The organism is Catalinimonas alkaloidigena (assembly GCF_029504655.1).
Taxonomy (GTDB): Bacteria; Bacteroidota; Bacteroidia; order Cytophagales; family Cyclobacteriaceae; genus Catalinimonas; species Catalinimonas alkaloidigena.
In genome coordinates this window covers 5,326,972-5,347,394 of the sequence record NZ_JAQFIL010000001.1, presented here as the reverse complement: position 1 = coordinate 5,347,394, position 20,423 = coordinate 5,326,972, and the positions used below count along the sequence as shown (strand labels likewise).

At 39.1% G+C, this 20,423-nt stretch carries 10 protein-coding genes; 5 read left to right on the top strand and 5 right to left on the bottom strand.

All coding sequences use genetic code 11. The features are described from left to right. Positions 1–5 precede the first annotated feature (5 nt). Both OKW21_RS21890 and OKW21_RS21885 read left to right on the top strand, forming a co-directional pair. The gene (locus OKW21_RS21890; RefSeq protein ID WP_277483463.1) at positions 6–1,244 is read left to right on the top strand and encodes a T9SS type A sorting domain-containing protein; all 1,239 of its coding nucleotides are present in this window, start codon (positions 6–8) and stop codon (positions 1,242–1,244) included. 179 nt (positions 1,245–1,423) lie between these two features. Then, complete coding sequence (locus OKW21_RS21885) at positions 1,424–5,401, top strand: PAS domain S-box protein (protein WP_277483461.1); 3,978 nt, start codon at positions 1,424–1,426, stop codon at positions 5,399–5,401. A 968-nt stretch (positions 5,402–6,369) separates the two neighbouring features. Here OKW21_RS21885 and OKW21_RS21880 read toward each other — a convergent pair. The 5 genes from OKW21_RS21880 to OKW21_RS21860 form a co-directional block, all read right to left on the bottom strand. Beyond that, positions 6,370–7,104, bottom strand: a complete 735-nt coding sequence (locus OKW21_RS21880) for a hypothetical protein (RefSeq protein ID WP_277483459.1) — start codon at positions 7,102–7,104, stop codon at positions 6,370–6,372. Positions 7,105–8,168: 1,064 nt separating this feature from the next. After that, entirely contained in the window at positions 8,169–9,458 is a 1,290-nt protein-coding gene (locus OKW21_RS21875) for an NAD(P)/FAD-dependent oxidoreductase (protein ID WP_277483457.1), read from the bottom strand. Positions 9,459–9,515: 57 nt separating this feature from the next. Further along, a complete protein-coding gene (locus OKW21_RS21870; RefSeq protein ID WP_277483453.1) occupies positions 9,516–9,977 on the bottom strand; it encodes a hypothetical protein in 462 nt (153 codons plus the stop codon). A gap of 47 nt (positions 9,978–10,024) precedes the next feature. Next, the gene (locus tag OKW21_RS21865) at positions 10,025–11,518 is read right to left on the bottom strand and encodes a SusD/RagB family nutrient-binding outer membrane lipoprotein (protein ID WP_277483447.1); all 1,494 of its coding nucleotides are present in this window, start codon (positions 11,516–11,518) and stop codon (positions 10,025–10,027) included. A gap of 40 nt (positions 11,519–11,558) precedes the next feature. Further along, entirely contained in the window at positions 11,559–14,711 is a 3,153-nt protein-coding gene (locus OKW21_RS21860; protein ID WP_277483445.1) for a SusC/RagA family TonB-linked outer membrane protein, read from the bottom strand. A 685-nt stretch (positions 14,712–15,396) separates the two neighbouring features. Between OKW21_RS21860 and OKW21_RS21855 the strand changes: the two genes are divergently transcribed. From OKW21_RS21855 to OKW21_RS21845, 3 genes are read left to right on the top strand one after another with little or no spacing between them, the layout of a single operon-like run. Continuing rightward, positions 15,397–16,770, top strand: coding sequence for a sulfatase (locus OKW21_RS21855; RefSeq protein WP_277483442.1), 1,374 nt, complete (start codon positions 15,397–15,399; stop codon positions 16,768–16,770). Between the two features lie 37 nt (positions 16,771–16,807). After that, positions 16,808–18,709, top strand: coding sequence for a glycoside hydrolase family 97 protein (locus OKW21_RS21850; RefSeq protein ID WP_277483440.1), 1,902 nt, complete (start codon positions 16,808–16,810; stop codon positions 18,707–18,709). Between the two features lie 60 nt (positions 18,710–18,769). Next, a complete protein-coding gene (locus OKW21_RS21845; RefSeq protein WP_277483438.1) occupies positions 18,770–20,371 on the top strand; it encodes an alpha-L-fucosidase in 1,602 nt (533 codons plus the stop codon). The last annotated feature ends 52 nt before the right edge of the window (positions 20,372–20,423 follow it).

Here is a 20,423-nt window from a genome sequence, read left to right as displayed (position 1 = left end):
AAAATATGAAAACTAGAAGAAAACAAAACCTTAAGCCTTCAACTGGGCTAAAGCAGAAACAGGCACTTATTTACACAATAGTAGGAAGCTTATTTGCTACTCTTCTGGTGGGTTGTGCTGTATTTATTTATTTCAATTTAGGCTCAAATACAGATAGTGAGGCGGCATCACCCGACTATTATTCCGTAGCGGATGGGGAGTGGGAGAGCGGTACTACCTGGTACAGCGGGTCAGCACCTCCTACCAATAACATCAATGCTGATATTGAGATATACGAATATGTTACCCGATATGGTGATTTAAGTTATGCAAGCGGCGCGAAAAAAACTTTGACTGTTAATGATACACTTCTCATTGTTGGAGATTTAACAATGGGTAATAAAAATGATGTAACTGTAAACGAGGGTGGGGTGCTAATCATTACTGGTAATTTCAATGCTGACAATAAGATTGTAGTAGGCAATGGAGGGGTAATTGCAGTAGGAGGAGACCTGAATTTTCCTTCCAATAACCAGGATACCTATGACGGAAGTGGTGGGGGGGAACTTTTTGTAGTAGGAGAAATATCGGGTAATGACACTGCTACAGACGCACAGAAAGATGCCTCAGAGCTTCAGAGTGAGGAAAATGGCATTTATACAATATTATCAGAAAATGGTGTGACTGCATTGCCCATTACCTTAACATATTTTAGAGCTATAGCAGAAGATGGGAGGGTGGTGCTATACTGGCAAACAGCTCAGGAGATCAATAACGATTTTTTTACTTTTGAGCGTAGTGCCGATGGAAAAAAGTTCTATGTGATCGGTACAATGGAAGGTGCTGGTAATAGCGATAAAGCATTGAACTATCAATTTATTGACAAGCAACCTTTGTCAGGCCAAAGCTTTTATAGGCTCAAACAAACCGATTTTGATGGTAAATTTGAATACTTTGACATTATTACGGTCAATTCTCAAGACTCAAAACTCACCAGTGAACAATCCCTTGAGATCATAAGTGTAGGCCCAAATCCTTTTAATGATTCATTTACAGTAGCATTTAATCTGCCTGAGTACGGTGAGGTATCATTACAGTTGATGAACCAGAGTGGGATGATAGTAGCAAGTGAGCGGATTGAGGCATATCAGGGAAGAAATCAATATAAATATCAGCATACCGATGGCTTAAAACAAGGAATTTATCTGATGACACTGACTCATGCTAATTATAAGTCTAAGTCTTTCAAATTAATTAAAAACTAAAAGAGTAAATTTTTCATATACAAAATCAATAAGCTGTTCTGCGTTTTGAAATCAACATTACTTCAAAACAGAGTCAAGAGTTTTAAGATGTAGACCCGTATATTGATTATTCAAATAAGAATAGATCAGACACCTGATCCTGAACATACAGCCTCAATATGCAGGATAAATCAAAGATTATGAGCATTTTTAGAGAAGAAGAAGATCAAAGAATAAAAGCTTTAAGCAATTATCATATTATTGATACTCCTCCAGAGGAATGTTTTGATCGAATTGTGCATTTGCTCGCTATGATTTTTGAAGTACCAGTCGCATTGATAAGTATTATAGACCATGAAAGACAATGGAATAAAGCAAAGCTAGGTACTAAAATAGATCAAATCTCAAAAGAAGTGTCATTTTGTCAACAAACGATACTTAATAACACCTATACTGAGGTTGAGGATGCTTCCCAGGATAGTCGTTTTAAGAATAACCCATGGGTAAAAGAAGAACCAAAAATAAGTTTTTATGCAGGATATCCTCTCATTTCTTCTGAAGGATATACCTTGGGGGCTTTATGTATCATGGATAATAAATCAAAAAAACTAACTGGCACCCAAAAGAATATATTGAAGTCCTTAGCCCAAGAAGTTACTGACCATATTGAAGCCAGGAAAGAAAGAAAGCGCCTAGGAAGCCTCGACAAACTTTTCCAGCTTTCAATGGACATGATTTGCGTAGCGGACACGGATGGTTACTTTAAAAAGGTCAACCCTGCTTTCAGTAAGCTATTAGGATGGAGCGAAAAAGAACTTCTTGAAAGACCTTTTTTTGATTTCGTTCATGCTGATGATTTACAGGCTAATACAGAAGAATTAGAAAAATTATCTCGTGGCATAACTACTTTGTCTTTTTTTAGTCGGTTTTTGACAAAAACAGGCGAATATAGAGAACTGCATTGGGTAACTACTCCCGATCTTTCTACTGGTGAGTTGTATGCAATTGCGAGAGATATCACAGATAAGAAAAAAGCAAATGAAATACTTAGATTTGAGGGAGAGAGATTTGACCAGATTATTAAAGCTACAAATGCAGGAACCTGGGAATGGAATATACAGACAGGAGAAACAATTTTTAACGAACGGTGGGCTGAGATTATAGGGTATACCTTAGATGAAATTCAACCTGTTTCAATTGAAACCTGGCTTAAATACACACATCCGGATGATCTGAAAATATCAGACGAACATTTGGAAAAACATTTTAATGGCGATAGTGAGTTTTACGAATGTGAAGCTCGTATGCAGCATAAAAATGGTCATTGGATCTGGGTATTAATCAGAGGAAAAGTAATTAGTTGGACCGGAGATGGAAAACCTCTCTGGATGGCAGGCTCACATTTGGAATTTACCGAAAGGAAGAATTACGAAACGAGATTAACGCAGTATAGAAATCTACTGGATAAAACTAATAGCGTCGCCCGTATTGGAACATGGGAAGTTGATTTAGAAAAAAACATACCAATATGGAATGAAGTAACCAGAGAAATCCATGAAGTAGATGAAAATTTCATTCCAGACATGGAATCAGCGATTCAATTTTTCCCAGAAAAAGATAAAGATAAGCTAATAGAATTAATAAAGAAGGCGATTGAAGAGGGCGTTTCATATGATATAGAACTACAGATTAATACCGCTAAAAATAACCTAAAATGGGTACGCGCAATTGGGATTACTGAGTTTGAGAATGGTCAATGTAAAAAGCTCTATGGCTTATTTCAGGATATTGATACTGAGAAAAGAAAAGAAATCCAATTACAGATAAGTGAGGAAAGATTCAAGGGAGCGTTTAACAATTCCGCAAATGGAATGGCCTTGGTAGGTTTAGAAGGTAAATGGCTAAAAGTAAATTCGAGCCTATGTGAAATGATAGGGTATTCCAATGAAGAATTACTGAAAAAGACCTTTCAGGAAATTACTCATCCGGAAGACTTAAAGAAAGATATTAGTCATGTAAAAGATTTGCTTGCTGGAAAATCTTCCAGCTATCAAATGGAAAAAAGGTATATCCGTAAGGATGGAAATGTTATCTGGGGCTTGCTTTCGGTTTCGTTGGTTAAAAATGATTTAGGAGAACCACTTCATTTTGTGTCTCAAATTAATGGTATCACAAAAAGAAAAGAAGCTGAAAAAACTTTGCTTGAAGCCAAAGATCAAGCTGAAGCTGCAAATAAATTTAAGTCAGAGTTTCTAGCAAGCATGAGTCACGAAATTCGCACTCCCTTAAATAGTGTTATTGGCTTCAGTGAGTTACTGATCAATACTGACTTGGATGAATCACAATACCAATACATGAACGCAGTTCATCATTCTGCGAATTCACTTTTAGATTTGATAAATGATATTCTCGATTTTTCAAAAATAGAAGCTGGAAAGTTAGAGCTATCAATTGAGAAGACCGATCTGTGGGAGCTTGTCTCTCACGTTACTGAAATTGTTAAATACAATGCCAGTCAAAAAGGAGTAGAATTATTACTGAATATTTCTAACGACCTGCCTCCAAGATATGCCTGGGTGGACTCTGTTCGTATAAGACAGGTGTTGATCAACCTCCTGGGAAATGCAACTAAATTTACGGAAAATGGAGAAATTGAGCTTTCCATTAGATGTTTACCCAATGAAAATAAGGAAGAAACAAAAATAGAATTTTCTGTAAGAGATACTGGAATTGGCATAAGTCAGCAGAACCAGCAAAAAATATTTGAAGCATTTGCACAAGAAGATCATTCGGTTACTAAGAAATATGGAGGGACAGGCTTAGGACTTACCATTTCAAATAAGTTGCTCTTAATGATGAATTCCAAATTAGAGTTAGAAAGTCAGGTTGGGGAAGGAAGCCGTTTCTATTTCACGATCTCAGTAAAAACTTCGGAGGATGATTTGACACAATGGAAAGGTTTAGAAAATTATAAAAAAATATTGATTGTTGATGATAATATGCACAATTGTGTGATCATTCAGGATATGCTTTCTCTCAAAAACATTGATTCAGATATAGCCGCTAGCGGAATTAATGCTCTTGATCAGATTTCTAGTGGTAATAATTATGACCTTGCAGTTGTTGATTATGTCATGCCTACAATGAATGGTATTGAACTGATCGGTAAAATTAGGGGCGATCTTAAGATACCTTCAGATCGACTACCCATCATTTTATTACATAGCTCACAAGCGGATTCTACAATCCAGCAGGACTGTGAGACACTTGATGTTCAAAGTAGAATAAGTAAGCCAATCTCGCTGGAACAGTTATTTGCAACTTTAAGTAATATTAGCAATCAGAAAAACGATGAACAAATTATCACCTCTACACTAGAAGATGGAGCAAATAATAGTTTTACCTATCCATTTAAGGTTTTGATAGTAGATGATGTGCCTTATAATATATTACTTGCTAAAAGCATGGTAAATAAAATTCTACCATGTGCATTAATTGCTGAAGCTAAAAATGGAGAGGAGGCTATTGAATACTGTGATCACAATACCCCTGATATAATTCTGATGGATGTTCAAATGCCCAAAATGAGTGGACTTGAAGCAACTCAAAAAATCCGGGAAATAGAAAAGAATGTTCATGTTCCAATTATAGCCTTTACTGCGGGGATTGCAAAAGGGGAGGATGAGCGTTGTATTCAGGCAGGGATGGATGAGTATTTAAGCAAACCTATTGTTTATGATAAATTGTGTTCAGTTCTAAAAAAGTGGCTCAGTCTGGAAACTGAAGTTCTTACGATAGAAGAAAATACAGCTGTATCAAAAAATCATTTTGACTTTCAGGCTTTTAAAGAAAAAACTGGCTTTGAAGAATCAGTCCTGTTAGAACTTTTGCGCGAATTATCTCTACAAATAAAAGACACTCAATTAAAACTTTATGAAGCTCTTGAAAATGAAAATTTGCAGTCAATAAAAGAGTTGGGCCACAGATTGAAAGGAACAACTTCTTCAGCAAATATGTACGTTATTGCTGAGATTGCTAAAACACTGGAAGCACAAAATGTATTTGATCACCAAAAAATTAAGGGGCTTATCGCATCTCTTGACGAAGAGATACATATAGTACTGGACTTAATTAACGATATTTTGAAGGAAGGACATTCTATTACATTCAATGAATAGCTTTCTAAAACCATTTTGTGTTTTATAACTCGTTTCATCTTCTAGCCATTGACCTCCTTTCTGTAAACCGGAGCAGTAGTCATGATGCCTGGTTTCCTGATACCATAACAGGGTCTGGAAGTACTAGTTAACTTTCAGATAGGTTCTTATTTGAAAAATAACAGTTCATAATCTTGGACAGTTTTCTATGCTTTGCGTATAGTTCATGAGCCAGATCAGACTTACCGGCAGGGCACTGTAAATGCCTCTTGATGAGATTTTTTCCAAAAGTTGACAATTAGCCCTCTTGCATTCTTTTTGACTGATATGCTTCTGGGCAAGTACAATATTTAACCCCAGTTTGTCAGTATATTAAAGGGAGTTGGTCGTATTGCCTTTTTCCTTACCTGATAAGTAATTGCTACACATTCGTTGCTTCACCGGCCGCCAGTCCAGTGGTTGAAATAGTATATGTTTTCTTTTAGATGAACGGTTTCCTGCCACAAAGCTTTTCATAAGTAGGTCGTACCAACTGCAGCTAGTACCTAACCTACACAAAACAGCTTAAGCACCAGTAGCCTACTCAATAAGAGAGGTAATATAAACTGAGAGCAAGTTTGGAAATTCTCCTAAAGAAAGACAGGTGCCAGTATCTTCAGGAAAGAATCAAATTTTAGAGATGAAAAATCACTCAAGCAACTTAACTGACAGGCGGCTGCCGTGCTGATGTTTGATACTCAAGAATGGGGGCCTAAAAGAGAACATAGTTTATGAGACATGCTCAGTGTCATCAATATACTTTATATTGTCTTTAGGATACAGAGATAGAGCTGATTTCAACAATAGCAAAAATAAAGAGTTTGAAGGTTTACACGCTAGGCAATAACAAAAAATGGTTTACAGCATATCATGATAAAGTTATGCTCTTTCGTAAGCCTAAAACACTGCTTAGCAAATTTCCTTGCGCTTAAAAGGTATGGAGGTGAGCTTTATTTCTCAACACTTTTATTGCTAGACTCACTTAGATCATTAATATTATCCATATCGATGCCTATGGCCAAAGAAGTTGCTATAAAAGTATTGCCTTCTTTTTCATCTTTTAGAAAGAACAGACAGAAATATTCACCTTCTTTTAAAACTTCCGGATCAGTAACAATAAATTTTTTGTTTTGTACTAGCTTAACCCCTGGAGGAATAACACCTCTAATAAGCTTAGCCTCGATAATCATTCCATCAGGGTCATGAAATTGAGCAATGACGTCTCCTGTTTTGTAATGATTGGTAAGTTTGGGATTGATGAACTTGGGCTTCATTATATGAATGGAAGTTTCAATATCAACAGAACTGATCGCTTCCAGGATTTCAAACTTAATTTTCTCCGTAAAGCTATTACCATGAACATCAATGAATTCAGCTTTGATTTTGAATTTCCCAGGTTTTATCTGGTTGACATTTTTTACACCAATTGTACCATCATCAAAAATGGAAATACCTTCTGGTAGATCACCTTTTAAAATTTGAGTAGATACCATACTCACTTCATCTTCTGTACTGCATAGTCCTAGAATCTTGCCTGGATATAAATAATTAATGGGAATTGAACTAATAATTTGATAATTGAAATATTTTTGCCCATGGGTTATTTGTGCATTAACTGAATTGAATATAAATGTTGAAAATATACTTATTACCAATATTCCAAACTTTGCAAAAGCAGAAAGCATAATAAACTAGGATTGATTTTTAAAACAGTAATAAATTGATATCTGATTTTTCATATCACAAACATATCAATTGCATGTACTCCATCCTAGTACTTAAGTATTAATACTCGCAAAATAAAGGTAAGGTTTTTTGTACTGTTGCCTAATTTCGTTAAAGTCATTTAGATAACTATAAAATAAAAACTTAAATTGCTTCATCAGTACTAATAAAAAGGGGATAGTTATCAAATGTCTGTTTGATATTATCTTATTTTGTGTTAGCAAAGAATTGCTATCAATGTATGTTTCTTTACATTTTCTTTGAAATGATATGTCATTATTCTTACTAAAAATACTTGATATGATTAAGATTACTTATTTTGACTTATGTTAACATGCCAATTCTTGACAAAGCAGCTCACCATTTTCAGCATGTAATTCACTTATAGTTTGGGTGCAGGGAACTTCCGGAAAAATATTGCCTTTAACATAAGCGGGGAGTTTGCTATGCTAATACAGTCTTACACCCTCACTTTTAGAATTTAGTTTTACAAGCATCAGACCGCCCAAATTGATATAACAGGTTGACATGTTTTTCTTTATGAAGATATAAGTTTTTGACTGAACAGATATTCTACAGAGATGTCTGAATAACTATAAAAAAAGGGCATTTAAAATAAGTTGAACGACACTGTTTTTTGGGAAGACAAGGGGGGAAGAACTAATTTTACCTGTTCCTTTTCGCCCCTTATACATATGTGGATAAAACGGACGATTGATAAGTTAAACATGAGCGCTCTATTCCATTTTATTGTGAGTAGATGCAGGAAATAAGGAGTAGAAAAAAGAAAAACCACCAAAAATCATAAGATTTAAAGCGGTTTGTTCTCTTTTGCAGTGTAAAACGGGTCAGAGCGGCTCTTTTTAAGTATAGCGACATCTTATGAAATAGCCGTGTACAATGTTGTATTCAGTCTGCTTAAATGACAATATCACTTAATTTATCGCTTTCTGGGTAGGACAGAGGCTTCTTCATATAAGAGCTTTCTATGATACAAATCACTTAATATAGGACCATTTTTGTATTATGTTAACAGACGGTTTAAGGCAAACATATCCATTACTTCTCTTTCTCCGCTGACACTTTGAGCGGCCATTTCTCCAAATGAAGCACCATGCTTATAGCCATGGCCTGAACCCCCACCCATGATCCAAAGATTGGGTGCCAACGGATGTTTGTCTAGTATAAAATTCCGATCAGGTGTCTCGGTATACTGACATACCCGCTGATCCAGAAGGGGGCGTCCCGCCATTTTAGGAAAGCGCAATGCAAGTATTTTTTTTGCATGCTCTTGTTCTTCGGGTTTAACATAACGATGGTAAGTATCAAACTTATCTGTAATAATATCTTCAAGTTCAAAGGCGATCTTAAAGCCTCTGTAGTCACTCCCTGGAACGCCATATGCACCAAACACCCCATCTAGGTCACGATTAAACCAGGTAGGTAATTTATTTTCCATAAGATCTGACTGGCCAGGCGGGGAAGCAAAGAAGAAACATGCCTGGCGTGTAACATTGAGCTTATTAAGCATTTCGGGAAACAGGCGGGTTAACCAGGGGCCGCAGGCAAATACGAAACTATCGGCTTCAATTGTAGTACCACTGGTAAGACTTAATGAGTTAGCTTTGCCGCCTGCTATATTTTCTTTTGCTACCTGATCCTGAATAAAATTACCCCCTTCTTTTACAAATAAATCACGAACGGCTTTACAGCCTTCTCTGGCTTTGAGAAAACCTGCTACTGGATCATACATCACATGATCAAGGTCTGATGTTTTGATTTGCGGCCATCTCTTTGCTGCCTCATCCGGGCTAATCTTTTCAAACCTAAGCCCTGCTTTTTTATACATGGGTAATGCGTCCTCAACCCTAGGATTACTGGCTGCCTGATTAAAAATGACCAGTCCATTCTGATATAAAATTTTCTCATTCATTTTTTCTTCGTTCTCCGTCCATAATTCCAGAGAGCGAAGAACCATATTGAAGTAAACCTCCTGATCGCCATAAAATGGTCTTATAAGTCTTGTTTCCCCCCCGGAACTGGCTTGACTATTCCCAGGGCCAAATTGGTCAATCAGCGTTACATCATATCCCATACGTAACAAATGAAGTGCTGTCCAACCCCCGAATGCTCCCGCTCCAACAACAGCTACCTTACTATCTTTGCTTCTTTTTCTTATTAGATTAGGAAAGTCGGCTTTAGTAGAGTGCGGCAATAAGCTACCCATTGTTCCGATAGTAGCACCTTTAATGCTATATTTAATAGCTTGTCTACGGTTGATTCCTTTTCTAATTTTTTCGTGATTCTTTTTCATTTTTATATTTAAATTCATTCAAGAAATAGGTAGGTCAATCCTATGGATGATGTACTCTTACTCAATAGATATCGTCAGGTTTTCTGTCCAGTTAAATTCCTGTCCATCAATCTCCCCTGTAATATCTAATCTAATAGATGATGCATCTTCAGGATCTACACCTTGTAATATCTCTCCCCATGATAAACTTACATCGGCTTTACCCTGGGTTACAGGCAGATCGGTGATCACCTGATTATATCGTGAGTTGACAAATGAATATATATCTACCGAATTGATATCTGCTGATCCATAGTCTAGAGTGTCAATGTATACACCGTTTTTTTCAAGTTTCCTGAAGCCCAGCGTAAATTCAACCGGTGTGTCTGCCGGAAAGGAAAAATCATTGTCTGCTGTTTCTAGCGTAATTAATGCAGGAGCTGCAATGCGGTCTAAAAGCATAGGGTCTTCCTCACAGGCAAGGAAAGCTATGCCTATTACAGTAGCAATTACAATGTTTACATATTTAATTCTTTTCATTTTCTATCAATTTAGTTTCTGATTATGCTATTAGGCGTACTCTGAGATCAATTCTCCACCCACCACAGTTCTGTCTGCATATTATCTTCACCATCCAGAAGTTGAATAGCTTCACGGACATTCTCACTATTCAAAGAATACTCCGAAGGGGGATATTCAAGTCTTGTTGGCACTACGCCATTGTTACGGAAGACTGCCCGAGGATCAGGAGCAGGTAATGAAGGCATACCTGTACGACGTAGCTCAGCCCAAGCTTCAATCCCCTGGCCAAAGAGGGCAATCCACTTTTGCATCATGATTTTTTCTTTCGTTAAGACGCCTATGCTTTCAATGTATTCAGCCGGCATTTCTACTCCATGTTGCTCAAATGAAGCTTTAATCCCCTCCACAAAGTAAGATTGTGGATCACCTGATACATCACCATCAAATGCAGCTTCAGCTAATACAAACATTAGCTCAGCATAAGACATAATCACACTGGGTGTTCCTGCTTCCATAAATTTTGTGCCAGGAAAAGAGGTTTCCCCCCCTAGTCCTAAAGCAATTGATTCGGGTAGAGCATTGGGAAGACCTGTATAAATATCGCCTTCCCCTCCGACAGGCTGAGCATAAACTGTCAACCTGGGATCATTTCTTTCCTTAAGCCTGGAGACAAGGGTCTCGCTTACCCGCCAATCAGTGCGTCCACCTTGTACCATCACCTCGTGCCACTCATTGTTACTTGGTCTGGCGCTAGAGTGGATCAATTGTGCATAATCATCATTACTGGTAAATACAGGGTAAGCAGCTGGATCAGCCAGTATGGCTTGCATCTGAGAACCAGAGTTATCCACATGTTCAGCCTGCCTGTTGAGCAAACGGAGACGCAGAGAATTTGCCATTTTTTTCCACTTTAGAATGTCTCCAGAGAACATAATATCTCCAAAGATGGCTGGCCCATCGGGGTCAAGTAAATCGTTGGCCTGTTCAAGATCTGCTAAAATTCCGGAATATACTTCTTCACCGGAATCGTATGTTGGAATGTAATTTGGATCCCCTCCATCCAAAGTTCCTTTTAGAGCTTCAGTATACGGAATGGGGCCGTAGATATCTGTAAGTAATGAAAATACCCAGGAACGCATGACTAAAGCCACCCCCTCATAGTTGGAATTAGTAAATTCACCTCCTTCAACCGAAAGTTTTCTTATGCGCTCGAAATTGAGCATAACATCATTGAAAAACCCTTGCCATATACTGCTTGTTACTGTAATGGGAACTTCATAATTATCCCCTTCAGAAGGGAAATTTCTCCTGGCAAAGTACTGTACCCAGCATACACCTCCATCTAACCCTAAACGCTCAAACCTGTTTTGATGGCCCCAGTATCTATCTATGGCTGATTCTATTGCAAAAGGAAGTAAAATATCTTGGGTTACTAAAGTTGGATTATTAGGGTTTGTATTCATTTCTTCAAACCCATCTGTACAGGCACTAACAATGATGCTGCCTATAATTAGGATAAATACTGTTTTCTTGATTCTAGTATAAATACCTGATTTCATATTTTTTACTATTTATAGAATTCTACCTGACTGACCCTTACTAAAAATTGACATTCACATTAAACCCTAAATTGCGCGTTGTGGGAAGTTGTGAATATGAAAATCCCTGCCGGTTACCTCCGTAACGATCAGCTTCAGGGTCATGGTGAGGTGTGTTTTTGAATAAAATTGCGACGTTTCTGCCAACCAGAGATACTCGGGCAGATTCTAAGAAATTATTGTTGAACCAACGACCCGGCAATTGATAACTAATCGTTGCCTCCCTTAACTTTACATAGCTACCATCAAATATCCCCGCCTCATGCCTACTTCTAGGTATATTTTCGTAATAGTAGTCCCGTGCAGAAACAATAACATTATTAGATTCATACCCTATAAGCTCTCCTTCATTATCGAAAACTTCTCTAACTCCTTTTCCGATTACACCTTCTTCTCTGCCTACGGCTGTTTCTTCATAAACTCCTGTACGCCTTCCAATACCTGTTTCCAGCATAAACATATCTCCTCCTTTGCGTACATCTATCAGTGCACTTACAGTAAGTCCTTTATATGTGATGCTATTTGAAAACCCACCTAACCAGTCAGGTTGAATATTTCCCAGAATAGCTGTTTCGGTTGAGGTTACAGGCAGTCCGTCTCTCATGATGAGTTCTCCAGCATAAGGACCTTCCTGCACCCGTTCAAAAGGTCTGCCGTATAAAGTTCCGTAAGGTTGACCTACTCTGGCCTCTGAAGAAATGTAATAAGTATTTAAAGTGTAAACATCTAGCCCCTCAGCCAATTCAACAACTATATTTCTATTTCTTGAAAAGTTAAATGAAACATCCCAACGCAACCCATTATTAAGTTGTAAAGGAGTACCGGAAAGCATTACCTCAACCCCCTTATTGGTAACTTCGCCAGCATTTAGGATTCTACTGTTATAACTGGTTGCTTTAGATATTTCAACAGCTAAAATTTGATCTTTGGTTGATTGATTGTAGTAGGTAAAGTCCAGGCCTAACCTTCCATTCAAAAACCGTAAATCTGCGCCTAACTCAATTCCTGTAGTAATTTCGGGTTTAAGTTCTGAATTCGCAATTTCAGTACTTTCTGAAAAACTCGGAGTATTTCCATCCCATAATGCTTCTGGGTTATATACTTGTTGTAATTGATAGGGATCAGCTGAATTTCCAACCTGTGCCCAGCTGGCTCTCAGCTTGGCAAAAGAAAAAATACCTGATTGAATATCCAACATATCAGTAACTACCGCACTCAACGAAGCAGAGGGATAAAAGTAAGAGTTGTTGTCAACAGGGAGTGTACTAGACCAATCATTACGTCCTGTAATATCAAGGAATAAATAATTTTTAAAACCCAATGTTGCAGCTCCATACAAACTGTTTACTTCATATTCTTCTATAGCGCTTTCGGTAATTGGTGGTGAAGCGTTATTACCCAGATTATAAAGCTTATTTACTGTAAGGTCATTAAGACGGGTAAAGCTTCTTTTATAAAAATTAGCCCGATTATTTCCACCAACATTGGCCGTAACTAAGAAGTCCCCAAACGAATTGTCGTATGTAATCAAGAAATCAGAATTAGTTTCTTGGCGTCGGAGTACACTTTCTTCGTATGCGCCATTAGGGTAGTATCTTGATTCTTTTTCAGCGATGATGTTTTCTCTGCTATCGGTCCAAAAGTCTGTACCAGAACGTGCCATTACAGATAAATGATCTGTAAGCTGATAATTTAAAGTAATATTGCCAAGCAACCTGTCTTTTTCATTAGCATACGTCCAGAACTCCTGGGTATAATAGGGGTTTGTGAAATATTCATATTGCCAATTTGCGTAAGGATAGTATTCGCCATCAGGTTGGATGACAGTTTCAGGCTTGTACTTATCAAATTCCTTTAACTTGCTAAAGTCTAAGTGGCGTTGATGCCAGATAAACTCACTTCCACTTGTATAGCGTCTGTTATTGGATCCTGACTTGATGTATTCTGCTGAAAGTGTTATATTTAACTTATCGGTAAAATTATAGCCAGTGTTAATCCTAAAGTTGTTTCTGTAGTAGTCATTATTATGTACCATCCCTTCTTGGTCTAATCTTCCGAGAGAAAGCCTAAAATTTCCCTTGTCATTAGATCCCGCAATAGCAACATTGTTTGTTAGGGTGTGGCCTGTTTGAAAAAACTCAGTAAAATTATCAGGATTTGGTGTCAAAGGAACAAGCTCACCATTAGACCACCATTTTTGCACCAGTCTTCCATCCATTGGCGCTCCCCAACTTTCATCGACTCCCGCTGTTCCATTTAATGGCGCATTGGGATATAAAGATTGGAATTGGTTGATAGCAGCTGGGTCAGTAATTGGACCATTTCTGCCATCTGCATACCAGGTGATACCTCCGGTGCCCCCGCCATAGATATCCTGAAAATCAGGAACCACTAAAGGGCTATCCCAGGTTACATTTGAGTTAACAGAGATGCCAATGCCATTCGTGCCTGAACCGTCTTTGGTAGTAATAAGTATTACTCCGTTAGCTGCTCTTGAACCATAAAGCGCAGCGGCATTCGGCCCTTTTAATACGCTAATATCTTCAATATTGTCTGGACTAACTTCCGAAAGCCCGCCCCCATATTGGTTTTCATCACTACCAAAAGGATTACTATAGTTCTCTATGGGGACCCCATCAACTACAATTAAAGGTTGATTATTTCCTGATATCGACGATTGACCTCTAATGGTAATGGTAGAGCCGCTCCCCGGGCCAGCATTGCTAATCACCTGAACCCCAGCTACTTTACCAGATAGACTATTTGCCACATTGGCTTGTCTGGCTTCAGCTAACTCTTTCCCACTTATTTCCTGAACAGTGTAGCCCAGGGCTTTCTTTTCTCTTTCGAGACCAAAAGCAGTTACCACTACCTCTGAGAGCTCAGCGACATCGGCCTGCATTTTGATATCTATAACACTTTGATTCTCCACAGCAACCTCCTTTGTTTGGAAACCTATGAATGAAAATACCAGGGTAGTAGTATCTGAGGAGGCTTCTATGCTGTACTCTCCATTAATATTTGATATTGTACCAGTAGTAGATCCCCGTACAAGTACGTTCACACCTGGAATAGGTGAGTTGTCTTCTGCAGAGATAATTGTACCAGTTACAATATGCTCTTGTGCCAATGCAGAAAAACTAATGAGACACATTACACAAAAACATTTAAGTCTGATTTTAATTTTCCACAAATAATATGAGGATAGCTTATTGATAGATGTTCTTCCCATAGGATAAGTAATTGTGTAAATTGCAAAATTTTAAAATTAAATATTTAAAATTAATTTAATCAATATTTAATTTTTTATATTAATATATAATCGGAATAATATTCTTTAATGCATATGTTTTCCAAACCTATAAAATATATTTTCAAAAACAAAATTTTATTCTTTGTTTAATATTTATATAAAATTTAAAATCAAAATAATTTAATAAATTGATATTAAAATCTAAAAATATATAAAAATGTAAAATTATATTCTGTTTAAATATGATAGGGAAGTGGATTCAGGATGCCTCTTTATGAGGTTTTGGTTTATTACTAAAAAAGTGGAATAGCATACGGCTAGGTACAAATCATAGTGTATTTGCTCTCCGAAAAGACAAATGGAAATACACACCAAATCCGTGGTTAAGGGTTTTGTAAGCCTTCCACCGATGAGCCAAAGGGAGGCAGGTCCGCTTGTCATTGTATGGTATGGAAAATGACTAGCAGGAGCAAAACAATCTTTATGACCTATACGCAGGGATGGTAAAAATTTTTAGCGAATTATTAGAGAAACAAAAGAAGCAGTGGTATACTCGGAGGGTGTTGAATAATCAAAACTAATGAATGTGAAAAAATGCAACTTAATACTGTGGTGCGTAACCCTGGTGATGGGCAGTGGGGACCATGCTTTTTCTAATCTCGTTGAGCGACCCAACATTGTTTTTATCCTGGTGGACGACCTGGGATATTCGGATGTCGGCTACATGAAGCATAAAGCTGGTTTACGTACACCAAATATAGATAGGCTTGCTGAAAAGGGAAAAATATTTACGCAAGCCTATGCTGCCGCACCGGTATGTTCTCCCACCAGAGCCAGTATCTTAACGGGCAAATCCCCAGCCTCATTACAACTTACCTGTCATATTCCTGGCCTGCCCATGGAAGGTTACCTGGAGCGCCAACATAAAGGTAAATCACTCAGAGAAGCTTATTTTCTTGACCATCTATCCCTGGCAGAAGTGACCCTGTCCGAGGTGCTCCAGGAGCATGGATATACCACAGGCTTTTTTGGGAAGTGGCATCTCGCAGGATCGGGTTCTGCGCGTAGTAACAGCGAGGGAGTAATACAAGCCCGCTTTCATCCGGAACACCAGGGCTTTGATGTAAATATTGGAGGTTGTGCTTACGGTCAGCCAAAGAGCTGGTTTGCGCCTTATCACAACGCCACAATTCCTGAAAAAGAAGAGGAGCAATACCTGACTGACCGGCTGGGAGATGAAGCCGTCAATTTTATAGCCCAGAACGAAGAAAAGCCATTTCTGCTTTATTTTTCCACCTATACCGTTCATACACCCCTGAAGGCCCCCCAAGAGGTAGTCGATAAGAATAATGGCAACACCTATTTCGCCATGATTGAAAAGCTTGATCAGAATGTAGGTAAGGTGATGGATCAGTTAGAGCGCTCAGGTCTTTTAGCAAATACCATAGTTGTCTTTTACTCTGACAATGGTGGGTTGTGGGGCAATCCTCCATTGAGAGGCAAGAAGGGGTCATTACACGAGGGAGGTATCAGAGTTCCCCTGGTAATTAGCTGTCCAGACAAAATTGAGGCTGGTAAAAATGATACTCCGGTAACAAGCATTGATTTGTTTCCTACCGTTTTAGACATGCTGGGTATTGCTGATGAACCTGCTTATGAATTTGAAGGGGTGAGTTTAAAGCCGCTTTTAATGGGGCAAGGTGCATTGGATGAACGACCCCTTTATTGGCATTTCCCACACTTTAGAAGTGAAGGATTAGCTATGGGGGCAGCCATCCGGGAAGGAGATTGGAAACTTATCTGGGAGTTTGAAACGGATAGTACCTATCTCTACAATCTTCAGGAAGACCTGGAAGAAGTCAATAACCTGATGGTAAAACATCCTGACAGAGGGAGTGAGATGCTAGCAAAGCTGAAGCGTTGGCAAGTTGAAGTGAAGGCAGAGATGCCCAGACAGTAAATTAAGTAGGAATAAAAGATTTAAAAGATAAAAGGGCATGAGATTTATCACCACAACCTTAATTATATGGGTAGTAACTACCTTACTTTCTGCATACAATCAAAGGGAAAGCCCCTTAACAATCACTTCTCCTGATAAGAACGTTTCCGTTCGCCTTGAGAACAAGGAAGGGAAGATCCATTACACTGTTTTTTGGAAAGACAAGGTATTGATAAACTCCTCCGAGCTATCCATTTTTCCGGGCTCAGAGGGTGTAATCACTTCATCTAAGGAACATTCGGAGAATAAGAAATGGAAACCCAGCTGGGGACAGTTCAGTGAAGTACAGGATCGTTACAATGAACTGATAGTAGATATTAAGTATCAAGAAACAGAAACAAAGCTTTATGTACGATTGTATGATCATGGGCTCGGCTTTAGGTTTGCTTTGGAAAACTATGAGGAAGGGGCTGAGGCTACATTATACTGTCAATATAAACTGACAGAGGAGCATGCGATTTATTCTCCCAGTGGAGAAGGAGAGCCACTGGGGCCAGCTACTATCAAAGCATTAAATAGTTTTGAAGAGAAACCCACACTCCGTGTGCCTCTTGTAGTAGAAAAGACAAACGATCCGTATTTGTCCATTCTTGAATCCGATTTGTATTCTGCTCCAGGTTTTGAAGTGATGAAACTCGATTACAATGTTGAAGAGAATTCCTTGTTTTCTTCCAATGATGTTAATTTGACCGGAGATAAAACGATTACGCCCTGGCGAGTGATTTTGATTGATGATAAGGTGGGAGACCTCGTGACCAATACGGTTCCACTTAACCTTGCCGCACCACTACAAATAAAAGACTCTTCATGGATCAAACCCGGAAAAACACTTTGGGACTGGCGGGTACACGGCTATACTGCGCCGGATGGATTTACCTATGGCATCAATACCGAGAGTTACAAGCGCTTTATCGACTTTGCAGCAGAAAAAGGTATCGAGTATTTTTTAATTGATGACGCATGGTATACCCATGTATCAGCAGGACACTTTGAACTTTCAGATCAATTAGATTTACAGGAAGTGATTGCCTACGCTGCCAAGAAGGAGGTAGAGCTTCTACTTTACTATGATCGGCGGCATGGTGAATATGGGGATGAAGAATTATTCAATTACTATGCATCTCTGGGAATGAAAGGGATAAAATATGGCTTTATGGGAAGTGATGTATCTTTTACTAGATCAGCAATTGTACAAAGTGCTGAAAATCATCTGCTTATTGATTTTCATGATGGCCCGGTACCTCTAACGGGCATCGAAAGAACATATCCGAATGCTATTACCAAAGAATATTGCCATGCCCAGCAAGATTCTCGCAGGGCGTTTACCCCGGAAACTTTTATCAAGATGGCGCTTATCAATGCGATCCAGGGACCGCTGGATATGAACAATGGCAATTTTGATTTAACGGGAATCAATAGGGGAGATCGGGAAAAAGGTCCTAGAAAGACCCACTCTTACGTATCCACGGTGGTTTCAGAAGCAGCCAGAACGCTCATTATTTACAGCGGACTGGTCTGTATCCCCGATGCACCCGAAGCCTACAGTGAGAAGGCCGACTTATTTGAATTCATTCAGAAACTACCAGTGGGTAAATGGGACGAAAGCCATGTCCTCCATGCCAAAATAGGCGAGTACATTACCACCGCCCGAAGGCATGGCGATGAATGGTTTGTAGGTTCAGTACATGATCAGCAGGGAGGTACATTGAATATTGTATTAGACTTTCTGGAGCCCGGAAAAGAATACCAGGTAACCTATTATGAAGATACTTATGAAACTCATGGCAAGTCCAATCCTGAGGCTTACCAGATTCGCAAGGGTACTGTACGAAAAGGAGATATAGTAAAGGCAAAAATGGCGCCGGGAGGAGGGCACTGCATGTGGATAAGGCAAAAGTAAACCGACAGATAAAGCTTTAATCTTCATGTAAAAAGATTCACGACAACCGAATTTTATTTAATGAAAACTAATACAACGACCCTATTTTTTTTACTCATATTCAGCAGTATTCTATCGGGCTACACCGCCTATGGCCAACAAAAAGCAAATAGCAATGACGAGACGCCACTCTATGATGGAAGCTGGGAATCACTTCAAAAAATGCCGGTTCCTGATTGGTTTAATGATGGTAAAATAGGAATCTTTATTCACTGGGGGCCTTACAGCGCCATAGGGTATCGTAAGGGGGGAAGAGGCTATGCCGAACATGTTCCGAAACTTATTTACGAAGATTCTGCTCATTATTATGACTATCTGAGGAAGCGCTGGGGGGCTGCTCCACCTGAGTTTGGATACAAAGATATTATTCCCGAATTCAAAGCAGAGAAATGGAAGCCTGAAGCCTGGGCGAAACTCTTTGCTGAGGTAGGGGCTAAATATGTGGTGTTTACAGCAGAGCATCATGATGGCTGGGCCAACTGGGATTCAGAACTTACGCCCTGGAATGCCATGGACATGGGACCCAAAAGAGATTTGGTGGGTGATTTGGGTAAAGCTGTTCATAAATATGGCCTTAAGTATGCCCCTTCTTACCATAGAGAAAGACATACCAGTTTTTTTACCACAGAAAAGTACGTGGTTAAGGCCGAGCCACGTCCAGATATTCTTGAGGAAATCAGGCGAGTTCCGGAAGCAGAGTCACTCTACGGTCCGTTTGGTTTTAGCAAAAAAGCTGTGGATGAATACGTAGCTCGCTGGAAGGAAATACAAACGAAATACAAACCTGATTTTTTATGGATAGATGATATCCCCATATTCACACGTGACGGAAATAATGCGGCTCAGGGACTTTTTAAGCCGGAAATTAAATATCTGTACGATCAGTGCCGTCTTATGATCACAGACTTTATGAATGATGGAATAAGCAGAGGTCAGGAGGTTTATGTCAACAACAAAGGGGGAAATCGTAACTGGCCCGATGGTGTAGGTTGTTTAGAAAAAGACAATCTGAAGCTTAAAGAGATTGGGCCCAAGTGGCAAAGCTGTACGACCTTCGGAACTTCCTTCGGCTATCTTGAAAACGATCAGTACAAATCACCTCAGGAGATCATTACTGAAATGGTGGAGGTTATCTCCAGAAATGGAAATTTCTTAGTGAATATCGGCCCGCGAGCCGATGGTACTATACCTGAAGAGCAACTGGCATTATTGCATGTTATGGGTGACTGGCTGAAAGTTAATGGTGAGGCTATTTACGGAACCCGCTACTGGAAAGTCAACCACCAAGAAGCAGGGAAGCTGGCCTTCACAGCAAAAGAAAAAACACTGTTCGCTATCGCACTTGAAAAACCAAGGGGGGACATCACTCTAGAAGCTACCAAAGACTGGAGTAAGCATGAGGTGCAATCAGTAAGGCTACTTGGCTCAAATGCTGCAATAGATTGGCGCATGAGCCCTGAAGGTTTGGTGATAAAACCGCCGGCTGACCTTGGAAAAAGCAGGCTTGCCTGGGCTTTTGAGATCAAAACGAGCACAAAGCAGTATTCTCCCGATGCCATGCAAACAGATGTTGAAGAAGCCTTACAGGGAACTAAAAAAGTAAACCTGGATGGGGATCACTAAGGTGTGAGTCAAAGGTCGTGTATGCCATATGGCCAGGGTGGATGGAAAATGA